This window comes from Cyclobacterium sp. SYSU L10401 (assembly GCF_010993705.1).
In the GTDB taxonomy this organism is placed as follows: Bacteria; Bacteroidota; Bacteroidia; order Cytophagales; family Cyclobacteriaceae; genus Cyclobacterium.
The window spans coordinates 343,613-367,275 of sequence record NZ_WOFO01000002.1 but is presented as its reverse complement, the minus strand read 5'-3'; the positions used below and the strand labels follow the sequence as shown (position 1 = coordinate 367,275).

The window sequence follows — 23,663 nt, the reverse complement described above, 5'->3', positions numbered from 1 at the left end:
ATGAACTCCTTATACTTAAAAAGCAGAAGCAATCACTCCGCAAAAAGGTACGCCTTTGGCTTCTGGGCCATTGCCGCTACTATTGTGCTGTCTTCTTGTTCCTCCAGTTCGGATCCGGAAATCCCCACGGATATTGCTCAGGAATCATCAGGGGTGGAAACCTACGAAGTGACGAAAACTCAATTTGAGTCCTCCCACATGGCCTTGGGAACCATGCAAATGGTGCCCTTTTATGAAGTGGTTAAGGCCAAAGGTATGATCGATGTCCCGCCCGAAAATCGAGCCGCGGTAAGTAGCTACTTTGGCGGAACGGTGAAAGAAATCAGTTTATTACCTGGCCAAAGTGTGAAAAAAGGGCAGGTACTTTTCGTTCTCGAGAATCCAGATTATGTACAAATCCAACAGGATTTCCTGGAAGCAAAGGGGCAATTGGTCTATCTTCAATCCGACTACGAGCGACAGAAAAACCTGGTTCAGGACAGTATCAGTTCTCAAAAGAAATTTCTTAAAGCAGAATCGGACTATACGGTCACGAGCGCCAGGGTAGCATCCTTAGGTAAGAAGTTGGCGCTGATGAACATTGATCCCAATACGTTTACCCTAGAAAACATTCGAACCAGTATAGCGGTACGATCTCCCATCAGTGGGTATGTAACGGAAGTGGCCATTTCACAAGGTGCTTTCCTAACGCCATCACAAATGGCCGTTTCCATCGTTAATACCGACCATGTTCACTTGGAATTGAACGTCTTTGAGAAAGATTTGGCGAAAATACGTATTGGACAACCCATCCGCTTCAGGATTCAGGAAGATAGTAGTAAAGAATACGAAGCGGCCATTTATTTAATCAGTAAAACCATTGACCCAGAAGAAAGAACGGTGGGCATTCACGGTCATTTAGTGGATGAAAAACTTACTCAAAGATTTAATCCGGGCATGTATGTCGAAGCAAGTATTTATACCGCGTCAGAAGAAAAATGGGCCTTACCCAATGATGCGCTGGTTGAAATGGAAGGAAATTTTTATGTTTTAACACTTCAAAACAGTTCGGAAACGGGCTACACGTTTGTGAAACGGGAAGTCAAAACAGGCCTATCAAATAATGACCATATTGAAATCTTGGGCGGGTCGGGGCTGGATGAAACCACAGAATTCTTAATTGACGGAACATTTAACCTGATTAAAGAATAACCATTAATAAAGCACATTTTCACTTAAGTGAATGACTATGAAAATAGAAAATTATTTAGTTGTCCTTTTGCTATTATTAGCTCAGGTATCAATAGTGAGTGCCCAGGAATGGCAATTGGATCTCAATAAAGCCCAAAAATTGGCACAAGAAACCGACCGAAACATCATTTTGGTATTTTCCGGTTCGGACTGGTGTGCACCCTGCATCAAGTTGGAAAGGGAAATTTGGTGATCAGTTGCATTTCAGTCCTATGCAATGAAAAACTATGTCATGTTGCGTGCGGATTTTCCCCGAAAAAAGGCCAACCAATTACCAGAAGCAACTATACCTCTGATTTTGACTTTTCCACCTACCATGCCAATCAGATTGGATTCGGTATGAAATACACAGACATTTTTACATCGGCTCATTTGTGGAGAGTTGGTCTGAAGGGATTAACGATCGATTATAGTAATTATGCGCGCAATACGGGTTTAAAAGCAGCCATTGTATCCTTTGGGGCCAGTTTTATTTTTTCCGATTAGGCGTTTACAATGGTTAGTATGCAAATTTAGAAAAACGATTTTTTAAACCGGCAGCCATCACGGCTAAAAAAACATGTGTAAAATAAAAAATCTTTTTAAAAAACAGGTATCCCCTGTCATATAAAACTAACTTTTAGGCACTAATGGGTAAGAATGAAAAAACGGCAACTGGAAAACCTCCTTAAAGAACTTCACCAAGAAGCTTACCACTGGTCAAGACAGTGCTGCTCATTTGATGAGGATTTGGCCAAGGATGTGTTGCAACAGGTTTATTTGAAAATTCTCGAAGGGAAAGCCATCTATAAAGAAAAGTCCCAAATTAAAACCTGGCTGTTTTCTGTAATACGGTTTACTGCTTTGGAATGGAAAAAGAAGGCGAAAAACACCTATTCACTAGAAGCGGAATTTGATGTAGCAGAAACAGAGCAAGAAATCAATGCTGCTTCACATGAAGAATTGATAGAAAAGCTGCCAGAAAGACAAAAGGAGGTTTTGCTATTGGTTTTCTATCACAATCTGACCTTGGAAAAAGCCGCCGAGATCATGGAAATCAGTATCGGTTCAGTTAGGACTCATTATGACAGAGGAAAAAGAAACCTCAAAGAGCTTATCTTAAAAAAGACACTGCATGAAAACAATAGATAATTCCGAAGACCAAGACTTTCAGGATTTATTTAGCGAAATGAAAGCAAAGGATTCGGCAATTGGGGTTCCCCAATTTCCAAAAATCAGAAAATCTAAATCATGGGGTTTGATTCCAATAGGAATTGCCGCTTCATTGGCTTTATTGGCCTGGTTTTACAGGGGGGATGGATCCATCCAACATTTGGATCACGACGTAATCATCATTACCCTGGAGGAAGGACAAAACAATGAGCTCCAATTCAAAATCGAATCCACTACCGAATTGGAATCTTGGGAATCCCCAACTTCTTCCCTTTTGACGGATTTTTAACCAAAATTTAATTTACATGAAAAAGCTATTGATAATTGGGATATTACTATGCTCAGGTGTAGTCAATGCCCAGGATATATTTCAGGAAAACCTTTATTCTGCCAACCTGGTATTTCAAAACAGTTTTGCCATTTCCCTTACGGACCAACAGTTAGAAAAAATCAAAAAAATACATAACCAAAGTTCCAAAGCATTCTTTAACGGCAAATTGGATCTGGATGTAGCTTCTGCAAAGTTAAAGAAAATGCTCAGCGAGACCAAACCCAACCCTGAGGCAGTTTCCAAGCAATTGGATATAGTATTAAGCTTAGAAAATTCATTGAAGAAAAAAAAGTTATCCACTTTGGTTGCCATTAAAAATGAACTCAGCGCAACCCAGCAAAAAGAGCTTTCGGAACTGAAAGGTGTCAGTAATATTGATAAATATGATTTTTCCAATAAGCCATTGACTGTTGGGCCATTGGATATTGTCAATGGCACTGAAAGCAAATCAACTGGTGATGCCAGCAAAAATTCAAAGGTAAAACTCAGACTTTCAGTAGATTCTGAAAACAGCCCGTTGGTGTTAATTTCAACAATTGACGGAATGGTTCAGATTGATGATATGGAGAAAATAAATTCAGAGGACATTTCAGGCATGTCGGTCATAAAAGACCAATGGGCGATCGATAAATATGGTGAAAAAGCGAAAAACGGAGTGGTAATTATCACCTTGAAAAAAGATATGCAGCAGCAATTTGAGAAGTAGCACACAATAAATTCTAGCCGGTGTGATATGCAAATGAAGTCAAAGAGCACCATGATTTTCCCCACGCTAATTGTTGAACCGATATGGATGAAAAAATCATCTTCGAAAATGTATCCAAATAAAAGCTGTCTTTCCTTTTTCGGAAAAATATTGCTAAGTTACCCCTTTAACGTTTCCTAAAATAATCAATCATGCAAGGCTCCACATGTTTAGGCCTTTTTCTGGCCATTGGGCTTTATTCCTGTTCTTCGGGATCGGGGGATAAAACCCTTCAGGATGAGGCATCCCAAACTACCAATCCAAATATTGTTTACATCCTGGCCGATGACCTGGGTTACGGGGATTTGGGATTTACCGGGCAGGAATACATAGAAACGCCTAACCTGGATAAACTGGCTGCAGAAGGCATGTTTTTCACACAACATTATTCCGGTTCTACCGTCTGCGCTCCCTCCCGCAGTACCCTGGTCTCCGGCCTGCATACCGGGCATGCACCGGTAAGAGGTAACTACGAAATTCAACCCGAAGGTCAGTATCCCTTACCGGACTCCGTTTTAACCGTTTTCGAATCCCTGAAAGCCAGCGGCTATACCACTGGTGCCTTTGGAAAGTGGGGGCTGGGTTATCCCGGTTCGGAAGGAGACCCCAATAATCAGGGGGTGGATGTTTTTTACGGATACAATTGCCAGCGTATGGGGCATAATTACTACCCCTACCACCTTTGGCACAACCAGGACTCAGTGGTGTTGGAAGAAAATGCCGGCACAAGTCTGGAACTTTATGCACCCAACCTGATCCACGAACAGACGCTTAAATTTATAGATGACAACCAAAACAATCCCTTTTTTCTATATGTACCCAGCATCATTCCCCATGCGGAGCTTATTGCTCCTGAGGAAGAAATGGCCGAGCATGTGGGTAGGTTTGAAGAGACACCCTATCAGGGTGTGGACGAAGGTCCTACCTATAAAATAGGAGGCTATATGTCCCAGGAAAACCCCCGGGCTGCTTTTGTGGCCATGGTCGAACTGTTGGACAAGCAGGTGGGGGAAATACTGGCTAAGCTGGACCAGCTAGGCTTAAGAGAAAATACCCTGGTGATATTTACTTCCGACAATGGCCCTCACCTGGAAGGAGGCGCTGATCCGGATTTTTTTAACAGCAACGGCCCTTTCAGGGGCCACAAGCGTGACTTATACGAAGGCGGCATTCGGGTACCCATGATTGCCAATTGGCCCGGGAAAATCCAATCAGGTAGCAACGATCATCCATCTGCTTTTTGGGATGTGTATGCCACGCTGGCTGAACTGACTGGTTCGGAAATTCCCGAAAATACGGATGGAATTTCGTTTGCTACCGCGCTCCTGGGGAAATCGGAGGAGCAAGCCCAACACAAGTACCTTTATTGGGAGTTTATCGAACAGGGTGGTAAACAAGCGGTTCGTAAAGGCGATTGGAAAGCCATTAGGCTCAATCTAAATAAAGATCCAAATTCCCCCATTGAATTGTACAACCTGACAGAAGATCCCGGAGAACAAAACAACCTGGCGGATCAATATCCGGAACGGGTAGAGGAACTGAAAGCATTGATGGAGTCCAGCCACAGACCAAACCCGGTTTTCAAATTGTATGCGTCTGAGATTGATGCTGAGTAATAGGAAATCTGGATTTCTCCGGGTGGAATAATTGACCTGTTATGCAGGGCAGATAAAACGGTCCATTAATCAGCTATTATTTGATTATACCAGGGTCATTTTGCCATTTGGACAGGTAGTATTTATTCTATCCTATAGCGGCCAAATCCACAGAATCAGAGGAACGCCCAGGGCCAGTACCAGTAGGGTCAAGGGTAGACCGGGTTTCATATAATCCGCAAAGCGGTATCCCCCGGGCCCCATGACCAGGGTATTGGATTGGTGGCCAATCGGAGTCAGGAATGAAGCGGATGCACCCACTGCAATGCTCATCAGAAAAGGATCGGCGGAAAGCTCCATGCTGTAGGCAATCTGCAGACCAATAGGGGCCATCAATACTACCGTAGCGGCATTGTTGATCAAAGCGGAAAGTAACATCGTAGTCAGCATGATCACAATCAGCATGGACCAGGCTGGGAAAATATCGGAATAAACCAACATCAGCCGGGTGACTGTTGCAGCGGCTCCGCTGGTTTCAAAAGCCTCTCCAACAGGGATCATTGCCCCCAAAAGAACAATAACCGGCCAGTCAATGCTGGTGTAAAAATCCTTTAAAGGCAGAATCCTGCTAAATACCATGGCCATGGCGGCCAATGTGAAGGCAATTTCTACCGGTAACCAACCAACGACAGCAGAAATGATGGCAGTAACAAAAATGCCAATGGCTAGCAGGGTTTGTTTTGGTTTTCCTATGTCCAGGCTCCTGCTGGCCAAAGGCAGGCATTTCATTTCATCCAGGGTTTCCGAAAGTTGCTCCTCCCGCATCTGAAGCATCAGGACATCCCCGGAGCGGAATACTTCATGGTCAATTCTTTTGATGATGGTCCGGTCTCCCCGGGACAAAGCCAGCAAATTGACATCATACCTGGATCGCATGTGCAGGTTGGCTGCAGTCTGACCCACCAGAGGGGAATTGGCTTGTATGATTCCTTCAGTGATGACGATTTCGGTTTTTTCTTTTACCGATTCTACAAAATCCTCATGCCCTACCATTTCCAATTCAGCATTGCTGATCAATTCTTTCAGATCGTCGGTTCCGGATTCCAGGATAAGGATATCATCCGCTTTAAACATGTGGTAGGGCCCTGGAGCATGTATCCTTTCTTTATGACGGACGATCCCCAGTACCTTGATATCGATGTCTTTATCTTTTGTAAGTTGTTGAATATTTGTGCCGATTAAATCTGAATCATCGGTGACCCTCACCTCGGTGATATAATTTTTTATCTGAAACAAATCCTCCCCGGATTGTTTTGATCGCCTTGTGGGGAGCAGTCGCCATCCTATCAGGGAAATAAAAATCAGTCCGGCAATGGTAAGGCCTGCACCCACAGGGGCAAAGTCAAACATGCTGAATGCCGGGCCTCCATTGGTAGACCTGAAAGCTGCTATAATGATGTTGGGGGGGGTGCCGATTAGTGTGGTCATGCCCCCAAGCAGGGAAGCAAAGGCTATGGGCATCAGTACCAGAGAGGGTGGATAATCATTCTTTCTGGCGATTTGAATGGCAACAGGAATAAAAATGGCCAAAGCACCCACATTGTTCATAAAACCGGATAAAAGGGCTACTATACCCGACATAGAAGCCACTTGTAAAGTTGGGTTGCTACCGACCTTTTCCATAATCCTGACGATCAGGTTCACCAGTCCGGAATATTCCAGGCTCTTGCTGACGATCAAAACTGCTGCCACGGTGATGACAGCAGGGTGTCCAAACCCTAAGAAAGCCTTCTCAAAAGGGATTAAGCCAAGAATTGCGAGGATGATCAGGGCCAATAATGCCACCAGGTCATACCTGATTTTGCCCCAGACAAAAAAGATAAGGGAAAGGCCAAGTATGGCAAATACAATTATTTCATTCATAAAATAGGTTTACATGGCAATGGGGGCTGAAAGACAGGGATCGGGAATATTAAAAGCATTGACAAGCGGTACCGCATCTTTTCGTATTTCCCAACAAAGCTGGTTGACCATTTTCCGGATAGCCTTTGTTTTAACGCCTTCCATGTATCCTTGTTCCAGATACCAACCCTTGTGTTTTTCCATTTGGTACAAAGCATACAGGTCACATAATTTTTTCAACACTTCCTTGATTTTGGGATCTGTCTCTGCGGCTATTTTTTCAAGAAATTTTTCCAGGACCACCCGCTCAATGAATGCTTCTCCCATGGTAAACAAGTGATGCTGGGATACGTTTACGGCATCAAATGGATCCATTCCTTCATCCATGAGCCTTTTCAATCTTTTGGCTGCTGAATCCAGTATACTGTTTTCCCGGTATTCAAATGCACTCAGATGAAAATCAGGATCCAACAAGTGTTGCTCATCGGTATTCCGGATAATCAGCGGATTTTTTTCGGTGATAGATGTTTTTGTTTTGGCCGCAACATAATTGATAATGGTGAAAAGGTTCATGTTCTCAAACTGCTCCTTATAGGCACTCAAGCGGCTTTTGGCTACCAATTGCATGAGTACCGTATTATCCCCTTCAAAGGTGGTATAGACATCGGTATCGTTTTTTAAGGCATCAATCCGGTTTTCGGACAGGTAGCCTTTACCCCCGCAAGCTTCCCTGCACTCTTGCAGGGTGGCGGTATTGTGCCAGGTGACGTAGGCTTTCATTCCTGCAGCCAGCGCTTCAATTTCCTGCATTTCTTCTTCCTTCCGGTTTAAAAATCGGGAAGTAACATATTCCAATGCAAAATGACAGGCATAGGTCTTGGCCAATAGGGGAATCAGCCTGCGTTGGTGCATGCGGTAGTTGAGAATGGGTATTTCCTCTCCTCCCTCAGGCCCAAACTGCCTGCGCTGATCGCCATACCTGATGGCAATGGTAAGGCCTGACTTGGCAGCAGCATTCGCAGACCTGGGTATGCCGATTCTTCCACCCACCAGGGTGCCCAGCATGGTGAAAAAACGTTTGTTATCTCCTGCTATGGGGCTTTGAAATTTCCCCTGCTCATCTACGGAAGAAAACCGGTCCAACATGTTTTCTCTGGGAACAACCACCTGATTAAAGGAAATCAGCCCATTGTCTACCCCATTAAGGCCCATTTTTCTGCCACAATCTTCAATTTCAATCCCCGGTAAGGTATTACCATCCTGGTCTCTTAAAGGCACAATGAAGGTACTGACACCATAATCCTTACCCTCAATAATCAACTTGGCAAAAACCGTCGCCATACGGCCATGCAGGGCAGCATTGCCAATATATTCCTTTCTGGCATTAACATGTGGGGTATGGATCGTAAAAGTCCGGTCCGCATGATCATAGGTGGCCGTCGTTTCAATGCCTTTGACATTGGAACCATGATTGGTTTCAGTCATGGCAAAACATCCGGGAAGTTCAAGTTTACCTATGTCACGGAGGTAGCGATCATGGTGCTTTTTTGTTCCCAAGGAAAGTATACTCATGCCCCAAAGTCCAAATTGAACTCCAAACTTAATCACCATGCTTAAATCCCGGTAACTCAATGTTTCCATGACAGTGAAATAGCCCTCCATGTCGTCTTTACCACCGTAGGCTTTTGGATATCCAATGGCACCATATCCCTTATCAGCCAGTATTTTGCACCAGTCTAACACCTGATTTCTGTAATTTTCCAGATCATCAGGCCTTACGTAATCAAACTCTTTTGTGGCAATAAAGGCTTTCAATTCATCGATCAGTGGTTTCCTTGAACCGTCTAGCAGGGATGTCAACCGGTCTATGTCAAACGCCTGCTGGGTTTGGTAGCTGGTGGAGATATTGTGGTGATCAGATTTAAATATGAGGGCAGCGGATTTTCCGACTATCCCCAGTTGTTTTTCCAAATCAGCCAACTCCTTCTTTACCTTTTCCAGGGGGAATGTGTGGGCTTCTTCGGGCGCATTTTTGGTAAGCAAATCTATGCCTACGGAAGCCATATCCGGATAGTTTTTGTCTTCTGTTACCGCTCCTTTGATGTTTTGCCACCAGGATTCCAGTTCTTCCCGGTTTGGTGGCGACTCTGGATTGAGCCTGTTTTTGAGGTAATCCCGGTCTGCATCACTGAGCCAGTCAATTTTATCTAAAAATCGCATCAGCGCCGTCAGCTCCTGGTCAGATAGCAGGGTGTCGGACCATACCATGTAAAGAATAGGAAGCAATACCATGCTTCCAGGGGTGGGTTGAGAAAGGGTTTGTTGCATGCCTTTGATTTTGGTCTTCATTATTCTTAAAAAGATAAGAAAATAATTCTAACCAAATCAAATTTCTTACCAAAAGTTAAAAATATAGGTAAGGAATGCCAATAAATAAAAGTCCAAATGTGGGGAACGAAATGGAAAATTAATCGATTTTATCCCATTCTTCCGTATTTTTCACATTCAGGGTATCGGAATTGAAGGTGGGGTCCAGGCCTCTTTTTCTTTGGTCCATATAATCCCGCAAAGCTGCCATGGCCGGTTTTCGCAAAAGAAAAATGGCAATGATGTTTAGCCAGGCCATCATACCCACCCCAATGTCTCCAAGGGTCCAGGCCAATGCAGCCGTCCGAATGGTGCCATAAAATGTGGCCACTAATATCAGCACCCTCAACATAAACAGGGGCCATTTCTGGTTACTATCCCTTTGTAAAAAACTCAGGTTGGTCTCTGCAATATAGTAATAAGCCATGATGGTGGTGAAAGCAAAAAATGCCAATGCAATGGCAATAAAGCCAGGGCCCAGGTTGGGGAAATGCTCACTGATGGCAAACTGTGTAAATTCCGGTCCAAATGGGACGCCGGGGAGATTCTCCACGATAAACCCACCTTCAGGATTGATCACATTGTATTGCCCGGTAAATAAGATCATGAAGGCAGTGGCAGTACATATAAATAAGGTGTCAACATAAACAGAAAATGCCTGAACCAAACCCTGTTTGACAGGATGGCTCACCTCTGCGGCGGCGGCGGCATGCGGGGCGGTTCCCTGACCGGCCTCATTGCTGTATATTCCCCTTTTGATTCCCCAGGAAATGGCCATGCCAAATATACCCCCGAATGTGGCATCCAGATTAAATGCGGATAAAACGATGAGTTTGATCACACCAGGAATCTCCGTAAAATTAAGCGCCATGATGATTACAGCCATGAGGATGTAGGCAGCGGCCATAAAGGGTACGACGATTTCCGCTACCTTACCGATTCTTTTTACCCCGCCGAAGATGATCAGCGCAAGGAAAAAGCAAATCACCAATCCGGTCACCCATACCGGGATTTGAAAGGCATTTTCCACACTCAAGGCAATACTATTGCTTTGAACTCCGGGCAGAAAAAAAGCAGTACTGAGAATGGTTGCAAAAGCAAAAAGCATGGCATACCAGCGGATGCCCAAACCTTTTTCAATGTAAAAGGCCGGCCCACCCCGGTACTGCCCCCCCTTGATTTCTTTGAACATCTGCCCCAGTGTCGCTTCTATAAATGCAGAGGCACTCCCCAGAAAAGCAATGATCCACATCCAGAAAACGGCTCCCGGACCTCCCATGGCGATGGCCGTTGCTACTCCGGCTATATTTCCTGTGCCCACCCTTCCTGAAATGGCAATGGCAAATGCCTGAAATGAGCTGACACCTTTGTCGGAAGATTCTCCTCCAAACAAAAGTTTGATCATCTCCCGAAAGTACCTGATTTGAAGAAATTTGGTGATGATGGAAAAATATACTCCGGCTGCCAAACAAAGGACGATCAGGGCATTGCTCCAGATGATATCGTTGATGGCGTAAATAATAGGTTCCATGTAATGTATTGGCTAAGGTCCATTCAATTTCCGATCACAAAGAAAACCAAAATATGCTTAAATCTAATTTTGACGTCAAAAATTATCTGACAATTAAAAAAAATGGTGTTTTTTTCTCAATCTACCATTGTCTGAAAGGTATTTCCATAATGGTGATAATGCTATTGGGATAAGTTGGCTGCCAAACACCTCTTTTTTTACCTTTATCCCGGTTTTGCAAAGCAGTTTTCATCGTCAATCTGAGGGATACTGCAAAAATCATTACATTTGTGCCGGATCCACCCGGAAAACAAAGATCCTTACGGAAATACAATATGAAGGAATTAGGATTAATCAGCCAATTGCCCATCAACCGATTTACAGATAACGGTGCTTACCTCAAATTAAGCGATGATGGTGAAGTTTTGATCCCGAAACGTTATTTAAGTGGTAGCGAGAAGGAAGGGGATATACTGGAAGTATTTGTTTATACAGACAGTGAAGACCGACCCGTGGCGGTAACGGACCATCCACTGGCCTTATTGGATCAATTTGCTGTACTGGAAGTCAAGGATGTGACAGGGATTGGTGCTTTTTTGGATTGGGGCCTGGAGAAAGACTTGCTGCTTCCCAACTCAGAAATGCGGCAGAAGTTGGACAAAGGTGACAAGGTACTGGTCATGGTTTGTATAGACCATAAAACCAACCGGCTCCTGGGAGTGAGCAAATATGAAGATTTTATTTTGTCTGATACCAGTATTTTTGAAGTAGGGCAGGAGGTGGAGGCCTTGGTGTTTGAAAAGACAGATTTGGGCTTTAAAGCCTTGATCAATGGCTTTTACGAAGGGTTGATCTATGGAAACGAGACTTTTAAACCATTAGAGGCAGGTGATAAAGTCAGGGCTTTTGTGAAAAAAATCCGGGAAGACAATAAAATCGATTTGCAGTTAACGCCCATAGGACGACAAAAGTTTGAGGAAGGGGCAGAGGTCATTCTGAAAAAATTAAGCGAAGATCCCTTTTTACCCCTGAATGATAAGTCGGATCCGGAGCGCATTCGCGATATCCTGGGGATGAGCAAAAAACAGTTCAAGCAATGCATCGGGCAGTTGTACAAAAGGAAGAAAATTATCCTCAAAGAGGATGGTATATATTTGGCCTAGTGAGAAATAACCATTTTATTTATCCCTTTACGGACTAATTTAGCGAAATTAAAAGAAAATCATATATTTTTACCAAACTTACTCACTTAGTGAAAGTGGTAAAATTCCTGAGGGAAAATTGCATACCTTTAAAATTGAAAAATATTAAAATGGATAAGAAAACTGAAAATTTTTTAGGAATAGATGTAGGAGGTACCCATGTTAAAATAGGATTGGTGAATACCAAAGGGGACATCCTTCAATTTGCCAAAGAAGAGACAGGTGCACTTAGGAAACATTCCCTTGGATTTAACTTTGGATTTGTGGAGACGGTAGGGAAATACCTGAAAAAATATCCTGAAGTAAAGCATGTAGGGATTGGTCTCCCTGGTTTGGTGAGTAAGGACCGAACCACCACCCTTGAAATCCCAGCCATTGGGGAATTGAATGGGTTCAACCTGAAAGGGGCTTTATTGGAGAAATTTCCCGATATTATCTTTCATTTGGAAAATGATGCGAGTGCAGCAGCTGTTGGTGAATTGCATTTTGGTAAAGGAGATAACACAGACAGTTACCTTTTCATTACCCTGGGAACAGGGATTGGAAGTGCCCTTATCATTGACGGAGAAGTATTTAAGGGCGTAAGGGGCAATGCCATGGAAATGGGACACATGTTGTCCAGAGGTAATAGCCGCCTGGAACCTCTGATAGGCCGGGGTGGGATCCTGAAAATAGCCAAAAGGATGATGGAGTCCTTTCCTGATGACATTGGGGAATTAGCCTCTCAAGAGCTTGGGATGCACGTTTTGGTTGGTGCTGCCAATAAGGGCAATGCTGTGGCATTAAAAACCTTTGCTGAAGTAGGGGAGATATTGGGAGAAGCCATAGTGTCTACCGTCCGCATCCTGGATGTCAACGAAATTTATTTTGGAGGTGGTATTTCGGCGGCCTTGCCTTTTATCTCACCGAGTATGGAAAAAAGTATTTTTCAATACCTGAGCCCCTACTACCTTTCGGACCTGAAGATGCAACGGGCTACCTTGGAAAATGATGCAGGAACACTCGGGGCAGCCGCCTTGTGCTTTATGGATTAAGGGAAGTGATCGTTACCTCGCTTACCTTGCTGATGGCATTCAGCCGAAAAAGAACCTTTAAAGGTTCTTTTTCGGGTTTTACACCACAATTTTCAGAAGGCTCCAGAAAGTATATGAAAAAACTCTGGCTTTTGTCCACCAGTTCCACGCGGTCCGGCCTGCCAAAGGTCTTGATGATTTCCTGGTTGTATTTGGCCAGGAAAGTGTTTTTTATTCGTTGCATTTCTTCGGCATCCTGAAGCCTTAACCCTAAACATCCATTTCGGTCTTTTTTCCAGGCCTCCAGATCTATATTACCTGCATCCAATTTTCCGGTACAAGAGGTTAAGAGTATGGCGCCAAGAAATGATAAAGCCAAATAATATAAGGGATATTTCATAATGGAATAATTGCGGAAGTAGCCTAACGGCATCAGAACGCCAAAGGTAAGCAGATAGTTTGGTATGCTTTAAAAATAAACCCTTGAATAATTTTTTGCCGGGCCAAAGATTAAAACAGTTGTTTATAGAAAAACTAACCCCAACTTTTCACTTGATTTACAAGTCTATGGGCTGGGAGGCTGAAAGAAAGTATGAAGCTCCCTGATAGCTCATGTTTACTTCCCTGTCTGCTTCTGCCCTGATTACTTTATCGTCTTCCAGCTGAAGGATGAATTGGCAGGTTTTATCGAAACGTACATCTGCCTTGCCATCCCCGTTCAAGTCCAACTCCCTTCCTTCGCCGCCGGCAGCAGTAGTGCCGATATAATATTTTTCTCCGATTTTGGCCAAAGCCGTGGAAAAGCCCTCATCGGTCCAGGAGAAGGAAGATTGCAAATCCACTGCCTCCAGGTCCCCGGGAGATTTGGGATAAACCATCAGGTCTATGGAAGCTTCTTTGCTTTCAAATCTGATAGGTTTTAGCCAACCATAAGTGCTTCGGATCGCTGTGGCACTGGAATCAATTTGTGTATCTCGGTTCAAACTTATAAAATATTGCTTGTCTCCATCCTGCTTGTAACCTGTATAAACCATTTGTTGATCCATTCCGGTTTCCAGGGGCCTGCCGTCATTTTCCAACAAGGGGACGGTCAATCCATAGGGTAAGGATTGCGGGCTGCTCAGGCGGCTTACCACAAGGTCAGGAGTTACGGTGAAGTGCTGTTTAAAGTACGGACCACCCCTGCCGGTGACATAGGAATAATGCAAGGTAAACTTAACCAAAAGGGGATGAACAAAATGTACTTCGGGCACGGCCTGATAATTGGCGGCCAAATCCGCAATCCTTACCCAATGGCCCCTTTCTACCCATTCCGGCCCAAAGGTTACCCCACTCAACCTCCTGTACGTATCCAGGGTATCCCCGCTCCCCGTTTGCAGATCCACGCGGGTGCCGGCTTTCAGGTCATGCTCCCCATCTGAGGGCCCCAGCCTGGCATCCCATCCCGATTTACTAAACCTGATCACTCCCAATGGCGTCCAGCTCAGGTTGTATTTGGGAATGCTGGCTCCACGCAAATTGGCGACTACCTGCAAGCCACCGGCATTGGCAAAGAAGGACCCGAATTTACCATCTGTTTCCAAGGCATAGCCGCCGATTTCTGTGGGGGCAGGCTTCTCTTGAATTTCCGAAGTCCGGCTCAGCCAGGCTTCCGAGAGGTGCTGTATGGTGGCACCGGTGTAGTTGCCCCATTGGCTGGCCGGTTGGTAACCCACCCTTAAACCCGGTTCAAAATGGTTTTTGGTGATATAGAAGGAACCTTCCCATGGCTTGTCGGTTCTTTGCCACCTTAAAATACTGTTGAAAGCCAGATTAGCCGCTCGCCGGTATTGTCCTGCAAGCAAACTGTCACCTTCATTCAGGGCATCTTCAGCCAGGCTTTCAAAGGCCAATTGGTAAAGCACATCATTGAAGATATGGTTGTCCGTACGCCCATTGGCAGGAGTCTGACCATCAGGGGCCTGCAGTAGCAGACTGGTTTGTGTGCCTCGCCGAATGGCAGCTTTCATCTCTTTCGCTGAAGGCCCATCATAACCTTCCATTACCAAACCGATCAGGTTGCCCCTTCCGACAGCCTCTACTGCCAGGGACTGGGGATCACTGCTCCAATCCTGGTACAGGTTCCATTTGTCATTTACAATCCTTACCCGCTGCGAAAGGTCGTGCCAGGCTGTTTCTATAAAGTCCACTGCCTGGTCTCTATCCACCAGGCCAAGTTGTACACGGGTCCATTCTCCTTTCATGGCGTAGGTCCTCCAGTTATTGATCCTTCCATCAAAGTTTTGCATGACCACATCCAGGGGGGTCTTCATCCGGTCTACCCATTCTCGGTGGGTTCCCGGTGAAACATGCGGGCGGTACAGCTCCAGCGCATGGGCCAAAGGGCTGATAAAAAATTCCCCGTGCTCATCAGGTATGGATTTGGTACCCGCAGCAAAATTTCCGGTACTGTGCTCCATGGCCAGGATCCCTGCTTCTTTTAGATCATCCCCTCTTCCTGCTTTCAATAATACACCTACGGCAAAGGCAAAGTAGGGGGTTGCGTATTGGTGTTCCCTGTCCAGGTAGGGATCAATGATGGCTCCTGATGCATCCTGCTGTCGGGCTACCACCCGGCAGGTAGCTGAGATGGCATCTAAAAAGGCTGATTTATCCTGCTGGGAAGGTTGCCAGGGTTCGGCTGTCAGGTGAAAAGGCAGCTCAGGCAGGGTTATTTCCTGTGCCTTTAGCAACGAAAGGTTGAAACATAACAAAGACAAGAACAAGCCAGCGAAAAGCAAAGGAATTTTTTTCATTTCGAAGATTTTTTTGATGGGCTTACTTTAAAATTGATATTGAATGGTTTCACTTTTTCCCTGATAATGAATCCTAAGTCCCCTGTTTCGGGAACCAGCCTTGGAACCCTTTAAAATTTCCACTTCAATTTCCGGTTTTTCATTTTGATAAGGAGTCAGAATAGTGATGAACCTTTCCCCGGAGTTTTTGACCTTATCCATCCTGAAAGAAAAAGCGGGTCTCGGTTCTTTTTGGGTGTAAACAAAGGATACCTGACCTTCAGCCTCCTCCAGACTAAGGCCTGATTGGGGAAGCGTGCGGATGGCCAGGTTGTATCCCTGATCAAAGCTGGTATTGGCTGAGAGGGTGGAGGGGTTCAATTCAGCATCTCCCGGTGCCAATTGAAAGTTGAGATCCAATTGGCCCCGGGCTTTGCCAATTGCTTCATCGATAAGGATAAAAAATGATTTATCTACAAAGATCACCGATCTTCTGTGGGCCAGTTCAGGGTAACTTTGGTTTTCTACCACCAGTATATCATGTTGCTCACCAGGTTTCCAAAGCAATAGACTGGGAGCATAAGCTGCATTGGCACCATCCAATGTCAGTGTTTGATGGACTTTGGTCTGCCGGAACCAGGAGCGGTTTTCAGGGTCTCCACTATAGATAAAACTTCCCGAATCAGGGGTAAGGTTCCGGCCCCCGGCATACAGTTCAAAGGTGCCGTTATCCGGTTGGCTGTGGCCACCACCATCAGGCCCACACTTTAAAACCATACAAATGGCGTCCGTTTCCCAGCTGCTCCTCATGGAAAACAATCCACTTTCCTTATAGGCAAAAGCAGTAGCCTCAGGTTTTTGACCCTGCTGCCCCTCGGTGGCTACATACAGAAAATCGGGACGGTCAAATAATGCTGCCCACTCCTTCAGCCGCTCGTAATACTGCCCTGGTTTCCCCGTCCAGGCATCTCCAAATTGTGGTGTGGTGCCGTCCGGGAAAGCAAGTTTCATGGGTACCTCACACATTTTTTCAATTAACCGGAGATAGTCCTCAGAAAAAAGGTGGCCAAGTCCATTCATTTCAGCCATTTCATAACTTCGAAGAAACCAGCTGATACTTCCCATATGGTAACCAAAGGCCAACTCTCTTTGGTGGCCATCCGAATAGACCTGGTTTTGGATTTCCTGGTTGAACCTATGGATGGCTTCCTCCAGCCAAATGTTGGATTGACTGAATTCCGGAAAGGTAAGTGAAATGAAGGCCAGTCCTTCTGCTTCCATCAATGCCCAATTACTGCCTGCTGAGTACTTGCTCATTAGAAAATCAGCATGTTCATGGATAGCAACCAGAAAGGACAGCAATGCTTCAGGGGAAAAGGAAGGGGAATCCAGAAAATATTGAAAAAGACGGGTCCACCTATGGCCCCTGATTCCTGTTTCTATGGATCTCCAGGCATATTGATGCGCTTCATCCCTAGGGTTTTTTTCTACCCAGTCCATCAATTGTCTGCTCCAGGCCCGGGCATATTTTTCCTCACCCGTCTGCCGGTAGGCCCTGGCCATGGCTTCCCAAAAAGTCATGCGGTTCAACTGCCAAACCCACTCATTATCGTTTACCGGTCGGCTGCTCCAATCAATATCTTCTCCTACAAAAAAGGCAGGGTAGGCAGGCTGTCCTACCATAACATGGGCCAGGGCATCTTTGGCTACCGCCATGTCTTTTTCACTGGCAGGATTATCCAAATGCCTTAAGTCCTCCCGGTCTACAGGGTGTTTTACTGCGACCCTTTTTCTGTAATATTGTAAAAGTTGCCGGACGACTACCAGCGGATTGTCTGTACTATCTGAATAGTCCGCCAGCATGCCACCTTCAAACTCCATCAATTGATTGAGCTGTTGAAATTTTTGGTGAAAAGCACGGGACGAATTTCCATACACCAAATCCGCCTTATTGTCCAGAGATAGATTATAGCCTATAGTACCCTGGTTTTCTTCTTTATTGCTGATGCCTTTTCCCCCATTGTTTCTGGCGGTATTGTTTTTTACTTCAAAATCCTTTGTTCCTGCCATCCAATGGTCCAAAAACAAGCCATGGCGGTCATTGCCTTCAAGGAGGTTGTTTTCCAGCGAAACGTTGAGGCTCTCCGTGACCTGAATTCCATGGAGTTTGTTTCTCGCTGTTTCGTTTTCTGAGAAGTGGATGTTTTCTCCAAAGGAAAGCTGAATCCCACTGCCCCAGGGTGAGTTACTGAACCTACCATTCTTAATGGCTGCATTTTTGACCCTTGTCAGGTGAAGGTTGTGGTGCAGTCCCTTACCGGGAACTACATTGGAGCCATTGTCACTGAAATCACAATGGATGATCTGCACATTTTCTGCTCCCCGGATGGAGACACCGTGTTTGGTGAAATTCCTTACCGTGAGGTGTTCCAGTAGTATGTTTTGTATTTGTCCTTCCCGCTCAGCGGAAAACACCAGTCCTTCCCTTCTTATGGCAGATTGCCTCGCCCGCATCCGCCTGCCCTGGTTGGGATCAGTGCCGGGATCCACCGATTCTGCCCCTTCAATCAGTAAATGGCGGATGACTACATTTTTTATATCCGGAATTTTGTTACCTACTGTCAGTCCCGCTTTTCCCGATTTAAGGATCAAAATGGTACTTGCTCCCATGCCTTCCAAATGGGTTTCTCCCGGTATAAGCAGGGGCGAATCCAATTGATAGGTGCCTTCCTGTAACAAAACCTTCCTGCCGGTACCGGCTGTTTTATCCAAAGCCTCCTGAATGGACTCCCCGGGTTTAACTGTCAGGTCCTCTGCGGTGAGATTTTGATCTGGGTTTTCCATCGCTCCGGTCTGGGGCCTGGCATTATCCAGTGGTTCAGTGCTGCTGGAAGTCATCCCGGATGAGTCCAGGGCCCTGTGGGATATCAGAAAATACCAGGAAGAGGAGGGCTGGGTTTGCTCCAGGGCTTTGCCGGTATAGGGCATGTCCACATTTTTGATTTGGGTATAGTGCTGGTAAACGGAGGCATAAATATCCCTGAACTCACCTCTTCCTCTGGGTGAAATGGAGCCATATACCGGGACATCCTCACCCAACATGTATTTGGCCGTATATTCAAAACCCAGGGCCAGCCTTTGGTCAGCCACCTGATAGAAATCCATGCCCTGGGTCCAGGCTACCTGGGCGGCCTTGGCCAATTCGCCCAGTCCCAGTTGCACATGGGGCCAATCTCGCGTGGATTCCTGGATCTGTCCATTGGGATAAATGTATTTGGTGATGCCGCCGTTATTTGGCCCCCAGTAAAAGCGTTCTGCAGCTCGTTGAAATATATCCGGTCGGTCGGTGAAGATGCCAATGCATAGCATGGTATGGATCATGGCAGCATCCCAATTCCCATTGGCCTCTGTAAAGAAATCCTGTATATAAGGATAATATACCGTCAACATCAGCCTTTCAAATGCTTTGATGTCCTCCTTTTTCCAGCCATCATAGGAATACCTCAATATTTCGGCTGCATTGAGGAAATGTTGTCCGGTCAAGGCGGCAATCAACTTGGCATCATTGTCATCAAAATCCCATAATTTTTCTGACCAGGCAGCAAGGATGGCAATGGCTTTTTCCGCATGAACTTTATCATCCGAAATGTACCAGAGCAAAGCCTGTCTGTAAGCTTCTATGGCACTGGCAGATAATTCACGGTGACCCTGACCTTGTCGCCCATAAGATCCCCTTACCACATGGGTAAAGGTTTCTGGTTCAAAATTCAGGGAAGCGGCTTCCTTCAAGCGCTGGTAGGCAGCCAGCCACTTTTGGTCTCCTGATTGTATTTTGGCTTTCATGAAATCCAAATCGGCCTGGTTTTGGAGCATGCCCGGATGGACAAATTGCTGGGGAAATACCAGCGGGGGATCCGGCTGTAGGGTTTGGGAAAGCAGGGAAATAGAATGAACTAATAAAAAAAATAGGAGCGTGGTAATTTTTATTTTCATCAGCGGACTTGGGTTTATTGGCCTATGGGTATTCTAAATTAAGCAGTTCAAGGCAGAATTGCTAAAAAAGAACAGGCTGTTTGATTGCCCCCGGTATTTTTTCAAAACACCTGAAGTTTTGCGGATTTCAGGTAGGTATCAAAAATTTTTCAATAAACCTCTATATTCAATGCTGCATGGGCAGTTGCTCCCTTATCTGTGATCCCCTCTGCGACGATCCGGTATAAACTACTTTTGTCAGCAGTATAAAAACTCACGGTAGCTTTACCCTGCTCGTCCGTTCGGACACTCGGGTTCCAGTAGAGGGTACTCCTTCTGTCCGGGCGATCCACTTCCTGGCCCTCGCCATATTTCGGAGAATAAAACTGCCTGGATTTACTAAAGCCTCCGATCCGGTACACCTGAATGTGATCGCCCGGTTCCTGCATTTCTGTTTCATCCGGTCCCCTGCGGGTGTAAAGCGCAATCACCCCGCCGGCTCCCCTGCCTCCGTAAATCCCGACGTTACCCGGACTTTTCAGGATTTCTATCCTACTGATGTCAAACTGATTGATGCTTTGAAGCATGCTCTCGTCCACAGGAATCCCATCCAGTAAATATAGGGGGGAGCCTTGTCCCCTGATGACCGCTCTGAACTGATTGGGTCCTCCCGGAATTACCCGTAAGCCCGCTACCCTTCCCTGTAATACCTCCAATATGTTTCCTGATGGGGCTACGGGCAATTGATTGGGTTCTATCACTACATCTGCATTGCTATGGAGTGACCTTGTTGTGGAAATTTCAGCGCTTCCTTCAACTACTACTTCTTCCAGTAATACTTCTCCCAATTCCAGTCCTCCTGGTTCGGAGGAAATGCCCTGAAATAAGGGCTGAGTAGGGGTAAGTTTCTCCCTGGGGATTTCCCTCATTTCCTTGTTCCAATATGGGGGGATATTTTCCGGAAGGGAGGGAGCGAATGTTTCATCAGATAAGCTCAAGTTAACATTGTTTTTCCTTCCACGCGCATCAGCACCCTGTATCAGTATATCTATGGAATCCCTGAAATGAAACCCTTCAAAAGCAAAACGCCCATTCTCATCGGTTTCAGTGGCAATAAATGTTTCATACTTGTCCTTTAAGAACAAAATGGCATCCCCCTTCACTACCGGGTCACCATTATCTTTCTTCAGGTAGCCATTGATATTGATACTGAATTCCGGGGAATGGGTGATATCGGGAAAATCGTCTGCAATCATTTTTTCCCAAGTAAATCCCCGCCAGCCCTGCGTCATCAACAGCAAATCCAGCACTTCATGCCTGTCTTCGTTTTCCTTGTCGAAATAATAACCGGGGGAGGCGATATGACCTTTTACCTCTGAGGCCAGCATAAGGTAGGATTGTATATCCATCTCATCTTTGTAAATTCCGGCCATCTGATCATCCGTGACAGCCAGTGAAAATTCTTCAGTTACAGGGTTTCCTGCCTGGTCTTTGGCGACAATTTCAAGTTCCACCTGCTCCCTGCTCGAAAATTGCGTTTGGTTGGGTTGTATGCTTAATTTAACCTGATCGTCATGGTCTATAAATACCAGGCGTTCATTTAATGGCTCTCCCGATTCCTTCGCCAAAGTGAACCTTACGATACCTGTGGGGAATGCTGATTTTGGAATTTCCATGACAGTGTCTCCTGCCGCAGGAATCATTATTGAAGCATTGTAAAGCAATTCATCCCGGGCTATGCCCGTTAGCAAAAGGTTTTCAGACTCCTCTAGGTTAGAGCTTGTGGTAATCCTCAGCTTGTTTTCCAGGTGGACAATGGACAGGGTGTATCCTTTTTCAGCAACTTCCGGAAAAGGGATGTTTTGAGTCAGGTCATTTGAAAAGTTTACCCTGGCAACGTATTCCTCAGAAGCTGAGGGTGTGATTTTAAAGGAACCCATACCGTCATGCCGGGATTTGAATTCCGTTATTTTTGTCCCTGAATCATCAAGTATTTCTCCCGAGACTTCCATTCCTTTTCCGTCAGGGTTTGTTGCTTTAAAGGCTATTTTTCCGGGGATACCAGCGACCAGATTCCCCCCCTCCGGGAAAAACTGGAAATCTGGCGGGGTATTTTTTTCCTTTTGTGTTTCACTCCCTTCGGAATCAGCTTGCCAGACATATATTTCCTTGCGAAAATAGGGCGTTTCGTCAAAATTACCCATCCAATTGGTATAGCCAAGCAAGTAATACCGACCCTCCGCCAGCTCCTCAGGAAGTGAAATATCTCCCCTTGTTTTTCCCTGATCCAACTCAAGCCTGAGTTTTTTGATAAGCTCCTGTTTTTCATTGACCAGGTCGACGTAAAGGATCCTACTTTTTGAACTCGGTTTCAGGTTGGATGCATGAACAAGGTAGCCCTTCAGCCATATAATTTCTCCTGCCATGTAGTAAGACTTGTCATGATGCAGGTAAACTTTTTCCGGGGCAAAATTGGTCTTCCAGACAGACAGGTTGGTGGCCACTTTCTCCAGAATAGTACGCTCTGAAAAGGCCAGGGCAGCTAAAACCAGAAAAGCCAGTGCACTTATTAATATTATTTTTATGTTTCTTATCATCATTTGTATTGCGGGTCTTCGCCAATAATTTTTGCAATCAGTATCCCGTAAGGGCTCACTTTACTAACGTAAGAAACTGGAAAATAGGTTTAGAAGCTGATCCTATTGGCAAGCGAAATCAGCCCGGTCCGTACCGACATTAACCAGGGATGTTGGAGTGTTGGAAACGAATCATCGATATCCAAATTATTGGACCCTGTACTCCTGTATTTTCCGAAAGAGGTCTCCAAAAATGGCATCCCTGTTCAGGTAATTGGCTACCCGGTATAAATGTCGGGTATGGTCTACACTGTACGTAAGTTCATCTGTAAGGATAGGACTACTTCTGATCTCGGTATTGAACCATCCCGGATTAATCACATAGGCGATGGCTGAAATATCCCAAATCACCTTAGACCAGCCAAATCCATTTTCTGGCTGGTAGTCATTAAAAATTTCTACCAGGTAATCCCCAATCGCACCCTGACCCTTCAGGTAAGTTTCCACTTCGGCAACGGTGGTCAACAAATGGGAAGTAACCGGCTGGGTGGGGATTTGCACCAGGGGTACGCCGGAGTCAAAAAGCACCTGGGAGGCTATGGGGTCCTGCATCAGGTTGAATTCGGTGGCAGTTTTCCAATTTAGCCCTTTGCCTCCCAGCCATACCACTACAATTTTGTGGATGATTTCCGGCTCTAAAAGTATGGCGGAGGCTACATTGGTTGGGGCACCTAAAGTAAGGACATACAGGGGTCCATCCGAATTCATTGCTTTGCTAATCAAATCCTGGGCAGCCGGGCTTTCAATTGGTTTATCCAGGCTTTCAAGGAAGGCATCCGAACCCCGGTAAACAAAATTTTCCCGCTTTATGGCCAATTTATCCAACAGCCGCTCAATTTCCCCAAAGCTTTTCTCCATCCCATCCTTGGGACTTACAGAACGGTTATTGAGATAAGGTGCCGCATAGATGGCCTGTACTTCCATTTGGTCCGGTGAAAGCAACCCATAAACCACCGCAAACTGATCGTCAATCTCATTATACGTATCCGTATCTATCACCACTTTCACTTTTTCCTGACTGGGTTGTAATTGACTCAACCTGAATGGTTCGGTTAATTGTGGGTAATCCTGAGAAAAACAGGGATAAAGGGGCAAAAGGATAACCAGGATAAACCAAACCGTTTGGCTAAAACTTGGAGATATATTTAAGGAGTTTCTCATAATTTACTTAGAGGAATAGGAATTTTGGTTGTATGTGTCAAAAAGGTAAAAACAAATGGTCTTTGATGCAACA

General features: G+C 45.3%; 16 protein-coding genes. 8 read left to right on the top strand and 8 right to left on the bottom strand.

The annotated features are described in order from the left end of the window. The 6 genes from GL182_RS06495 (at window position 1) to GL182_RS06470 (ending at window position 5,074) form a co-directional block, all read left to right on the top strand. The gene (locus tag GL182_RS06495) at window positions 1-1,191 is read left to right on the top strand and encodes an efflux RND transporter periplasmic adaptor subunit (protein ID WP_163378840.1); all 1,191 of its coding nucleotides are present in this window, start codon (window positions 1-3) and stop codon (window positions 1,189-1,191) included. 37 nt (window positions 1,192-1,228) lie between these two features. Then, window positions 1,229-1,423, top strand: a complete 195-nt coding sequence (locus tag GL182_RS06490) for a thioredoxin family protein (RefSeq protein WP_163378839.1) — start codon at window positions 1,229-1,231, stop codon at window positions 1,421-1,423. Window positions 1,424-1,869: 446 nt separating this feature from the next. Further along, window positions 1,870-2,361, top strand: a complete 492-nt coding sequence (locus GL182_RS06485; protein ID WP_163378838.1) for an RNA polymerase sigma factor — start codon at window positions 1,870-1,872, stop codon at window positions 2,359-2,361. Further along, window positions 2,345-2,671, top strand: coding sequence for a hypothetical protein (locus tag GL182_RS06480; RefSeq protein ID WP_163378837.1), 327 nt, complete (start codon window positions 2,345-2,347; stop codon window positions 2,669-2,671). Before GL182_RS06485 ends, GL182_RS06480 begins: the two co-directional genes overlap by 17 nt. 16 nt (window positions 2,672-2,687) lie before the next feature. Beyond that, window positions 2,688-3,419: a Spy/CpxP family protein refolding chaperone gene (locus GL182_RS06475; RefSeq protein WP_163378836.1), complete on the top strand. Its 732-nt coding sequence runs from the start codon at window positions 2,688-2,690 to the stop codon at window positions 3,417-3,419. Window positions 3,420-3,610: 191 nt separating this feature from the next. Next, entirely contained in the window at window positions 3,611-5,074 is a 1,464-nt protein-coding gene (locus GL182_RS06470) for an arylsulfatase (protein WP_163378835.1), read from the top strand. Window positions 5,075-5,206: 132 nt separating this feature from the next. Here the strand turns inward: GL182_RS06470 and GL182_RS06465 are convergent, their stop codons facing one another. From GL182_RS06465 to GL182_RS06455, 3 genes are all read right to left on the bottom strand, one after another. After that, window positions 5,207-6,976 carry an SLC13 family permease gene (locus tag GL182_RS06465; protein WP_163378834.1) on the bottom strand — a complete coding sequence of 590 codons (1,770 nt, stop codon included), beginning with the start codon at window positions 6,974-6,976 and terminating at the stop codon, window positions 5,207-5,209. A 9-nt stretch (window positions 6,977-6,985) separates the two neighbouring features. Beyond that, the gene (locus GL182_RS06460; RefSeq protein WP_240469705.1) at window positions 6,986-9,304 is read right to left on the bottom strand and encodes an acyl-CoA dehydrogenase; all 2,319 of its coding nucleotides are present in this window, start codon (window positions 9,302-9,304) and stop codon (window positions 6,986-6,988) included. Window positions 9,305-9,422: 118 nt separating this feature from the next. Then, a complete protein-coding gene (locus GL182_RS06455; RefSeq protein WP_163378833.1) occupies window positions 9,423-10,853 on the bottom strand; it encodes an alanine/glycine:cation symporter family protein in 1,431 nt (476 codons plus the stop codon). A gap of 314 nt (window positions 10,854-11,167) precedes the next feature. Between GL182_RS06455 and GL182_RS06450 the strand changes: the two genes are divergently transcribed. Together GL182_RS06450 and GL182_RS06445 are read left to right on the top strand one after the other, a co-directional pair. Further along, window positions 11,168-11,995 (top strand): S1 RNA-binding domain-containing protein, encoded by an 828-nt coding sequence (locus tag GL182_RS06450; protein ID WP_163378832.1) that lies wholly within the window; start codon window positions 11,168-11,170, stop codon window positions 11,993-11,995. Window positions 11,996-12,144: 149 nt separating this feature from the next. After that, the gene (locus GL182_RS06445) at window positions 12,145-13,068 is read left to right on the top strand and encodes an ROK family protein (protein WP_163378831.1); all 924 of its coding nucleotides are present in this window, start codon (window positions 12,145-12,147) and stop codon (window positions 13,066-13,068) included. On the opposite strand, the gene GL182_RS06440 is transcribed toward GL182_RS06445, so the two are convergent. From GL182_RS06440 to GL182_RS06420, 5 genes are all read right to left on the bottom strand, one after another. Continuing rightward, window positions 13,058-13,447 carry a hypothetical protein gene (locus GL182_RS06440; RefSeq protein ID WP_163378830.1) on the bottom strand — a complete coding sequence of 130 codons (390 nt, stop codon included), beginning with the start codon at window positions 13,445-13,447 and terminating at the stop codon, window positions 13,058-13,060. The genes GL182_RS06445 and GL182_RS06440 overlap by 11 nt on opposite strands. Before the next feature lie 157 nt (window positions 13,448-13,604). Next, window positions 13,605-15,842, bottom strand: a complete 2,238-nt coding sequence (locus GL182_RS06435; protein WP_163378829.1) for a hypothetical protein — start codon at window positions 15,840-15,842, stop codon at window positions 13,605-13,607. A 27-nt stretch (window positions 15,843-15,869) separates the two neighbouring features. Then, on the bottom strand, window positions 15,870-19,814 hold the full coding sequence (locus tag GL182_RS06430; RefSeq protein WP_163378828.1) for a heparinase II/III family protein: 3,945 nt from the start codon (window positions 19,812-19,814) through the stop codon (window positions 15,870-15,872). A 149-nt stretch (window positions 19,815-19,963) separates the two neighbouring features. Next, window positions 19,964-22,393 carry a TonB-dependent receptor gene (locus GL182_RS06425; protein ID WP_163378827.1) on the bottom strand — a complete coding sequence of 810 codons (2,430 nt, stop codon included), beginning with the start codon at window positions 22,391-22,393 and terminating at the stop codon, window positions 19,964-19,966. A 183-nt stretch (window positions 22,394-22,576) separates the two neighbouring features. Continuing rightward, window positions 22,577-23,590 (bottom strand): nucleoside hydrolase, encoded by a 1,014-nt coding sequence (locus tag GL182_RS06420; protein WP_163378826.1) that lies wholly within the window; start codon window positions 23,588-23,590, stop codon window positions 22,577-22,579. Window positions 23,591-23,663 lie beyond the last annotated feature (73 nt).

Excerpts from the sequence above, each read along its gene's own strand:
- GL182_RS06440 (WP_163378830.1), bottom strand. The coding sequence starts at position 13,447 with ATGAAATATCCCTTATATTATTTGGCTTTATCATTTCTTGGCGCCATA.
- GL182_RS06495 (WP_163378840.1), top strand. The coding sequence starts at position 1 with ATGAACTCCTTATACTTAAAAAGCAGAAGCAATCACTCCGCAAAAAGG.
- GL182_RS06460 (WP_240469705.1), bottom strand. The coding sequence starts at position 9,304 with ATGAAGACCAAAATCAAAGGCATGCAACAAACCCTTTCTCAACCCACC.
- GL182_RS06485 (WP_163378838.1), top strand. The coding sequence starts at position 1,870 with ATGAAAAAACGGCAACTGGAAAACCTCCTTAAAGAACTTCACCAAGAA.
- GL182_RS06425 (WP_163378827.1), bottom strand. The coding sequence starts at position 22,393 with ATGATGATAAGAAACATAAAAATAATATTAATAAGTGCACTGGCTTTT.
- GL182_RS06420 (WP_163378826.1), bottom strand. The coding sequence starts at position 23,590 with ATGAGAAACTCCTTAAATATATCTCCAAGTTTTAGCCAAACGGTTTGG.
- GL182_RS06490 (WP_163378839.1), top strand. The coding sequence starts at position 1,229 with ATGAAAATAGAAAATTATTTAGTTGTCCTTTTGCTATTATTAGCTCAG.
- GL182_RS06445 (WP_163378831.1), top strand. The coding sequence starts at position 12,145 with ATGGATAAGAAAACTGAAAATTTTTTAGGAATAGATGTAGGAGGTACC.
- GL182_RS06455 (WP_163378833.1), bottom strand. The coding sequence starts at position 10,853 with ATGGAACCTATTATTTACGCCATCAACGATATCATCTGGAGCAATGCC.
- GL182_RS06475 (WP_163378836.1), top strand. The coding sequence starts at position 2,688 with ATGAAAAAGCTATTGATAATTGGGATATTACTATGCTCAGGTGTAGTC.
- GL182_RS06465 (WP_163378834.1), bottom strand. The coding sequence starts at position 6,976 with ATGAATGAAATAATTGTATTTGCCATACTTGGCCTTTCCCTTATCTTT.
- GL182_RS06480 (WP_163378837.1), top strand. The coding sequence starts at position 2,345 with ATGAAAACAATAGATAATTCCGAAGACCAAGACTTTCAGGATTTATTT.
- GL182_RS06470 (WP_163378835.1), top strand. The coding sequence starts at position 3,611 with ATGCAAGGCTCCACATGTTTAGGCCTTTTTCTGGCCATTGGGCTTTAT.
- GL182_RS06450 (WP_163378832.1), top strand. The coding sequence starts at position 11,168 with ATGAAGGAATTAGGATTAATCAGCCAATTGCCCATCAACCGATTTACA.
- GL182_RS06435 (WP_163378829.1), bottom strand. The coding sequence starts at position 15,842 with ATGAAAAAAATTCCTTTGCTTTTCGCTGGCTTGTTCTTGTCTTTGTTA.
- GL182_RS06430 (WP_163378828.1), bottom strand. The coding sequence starts at position 19,814 with ATGAAAATAAAAATTACCACGCTCCTATTTTTTTTATTAGTTCATTCT.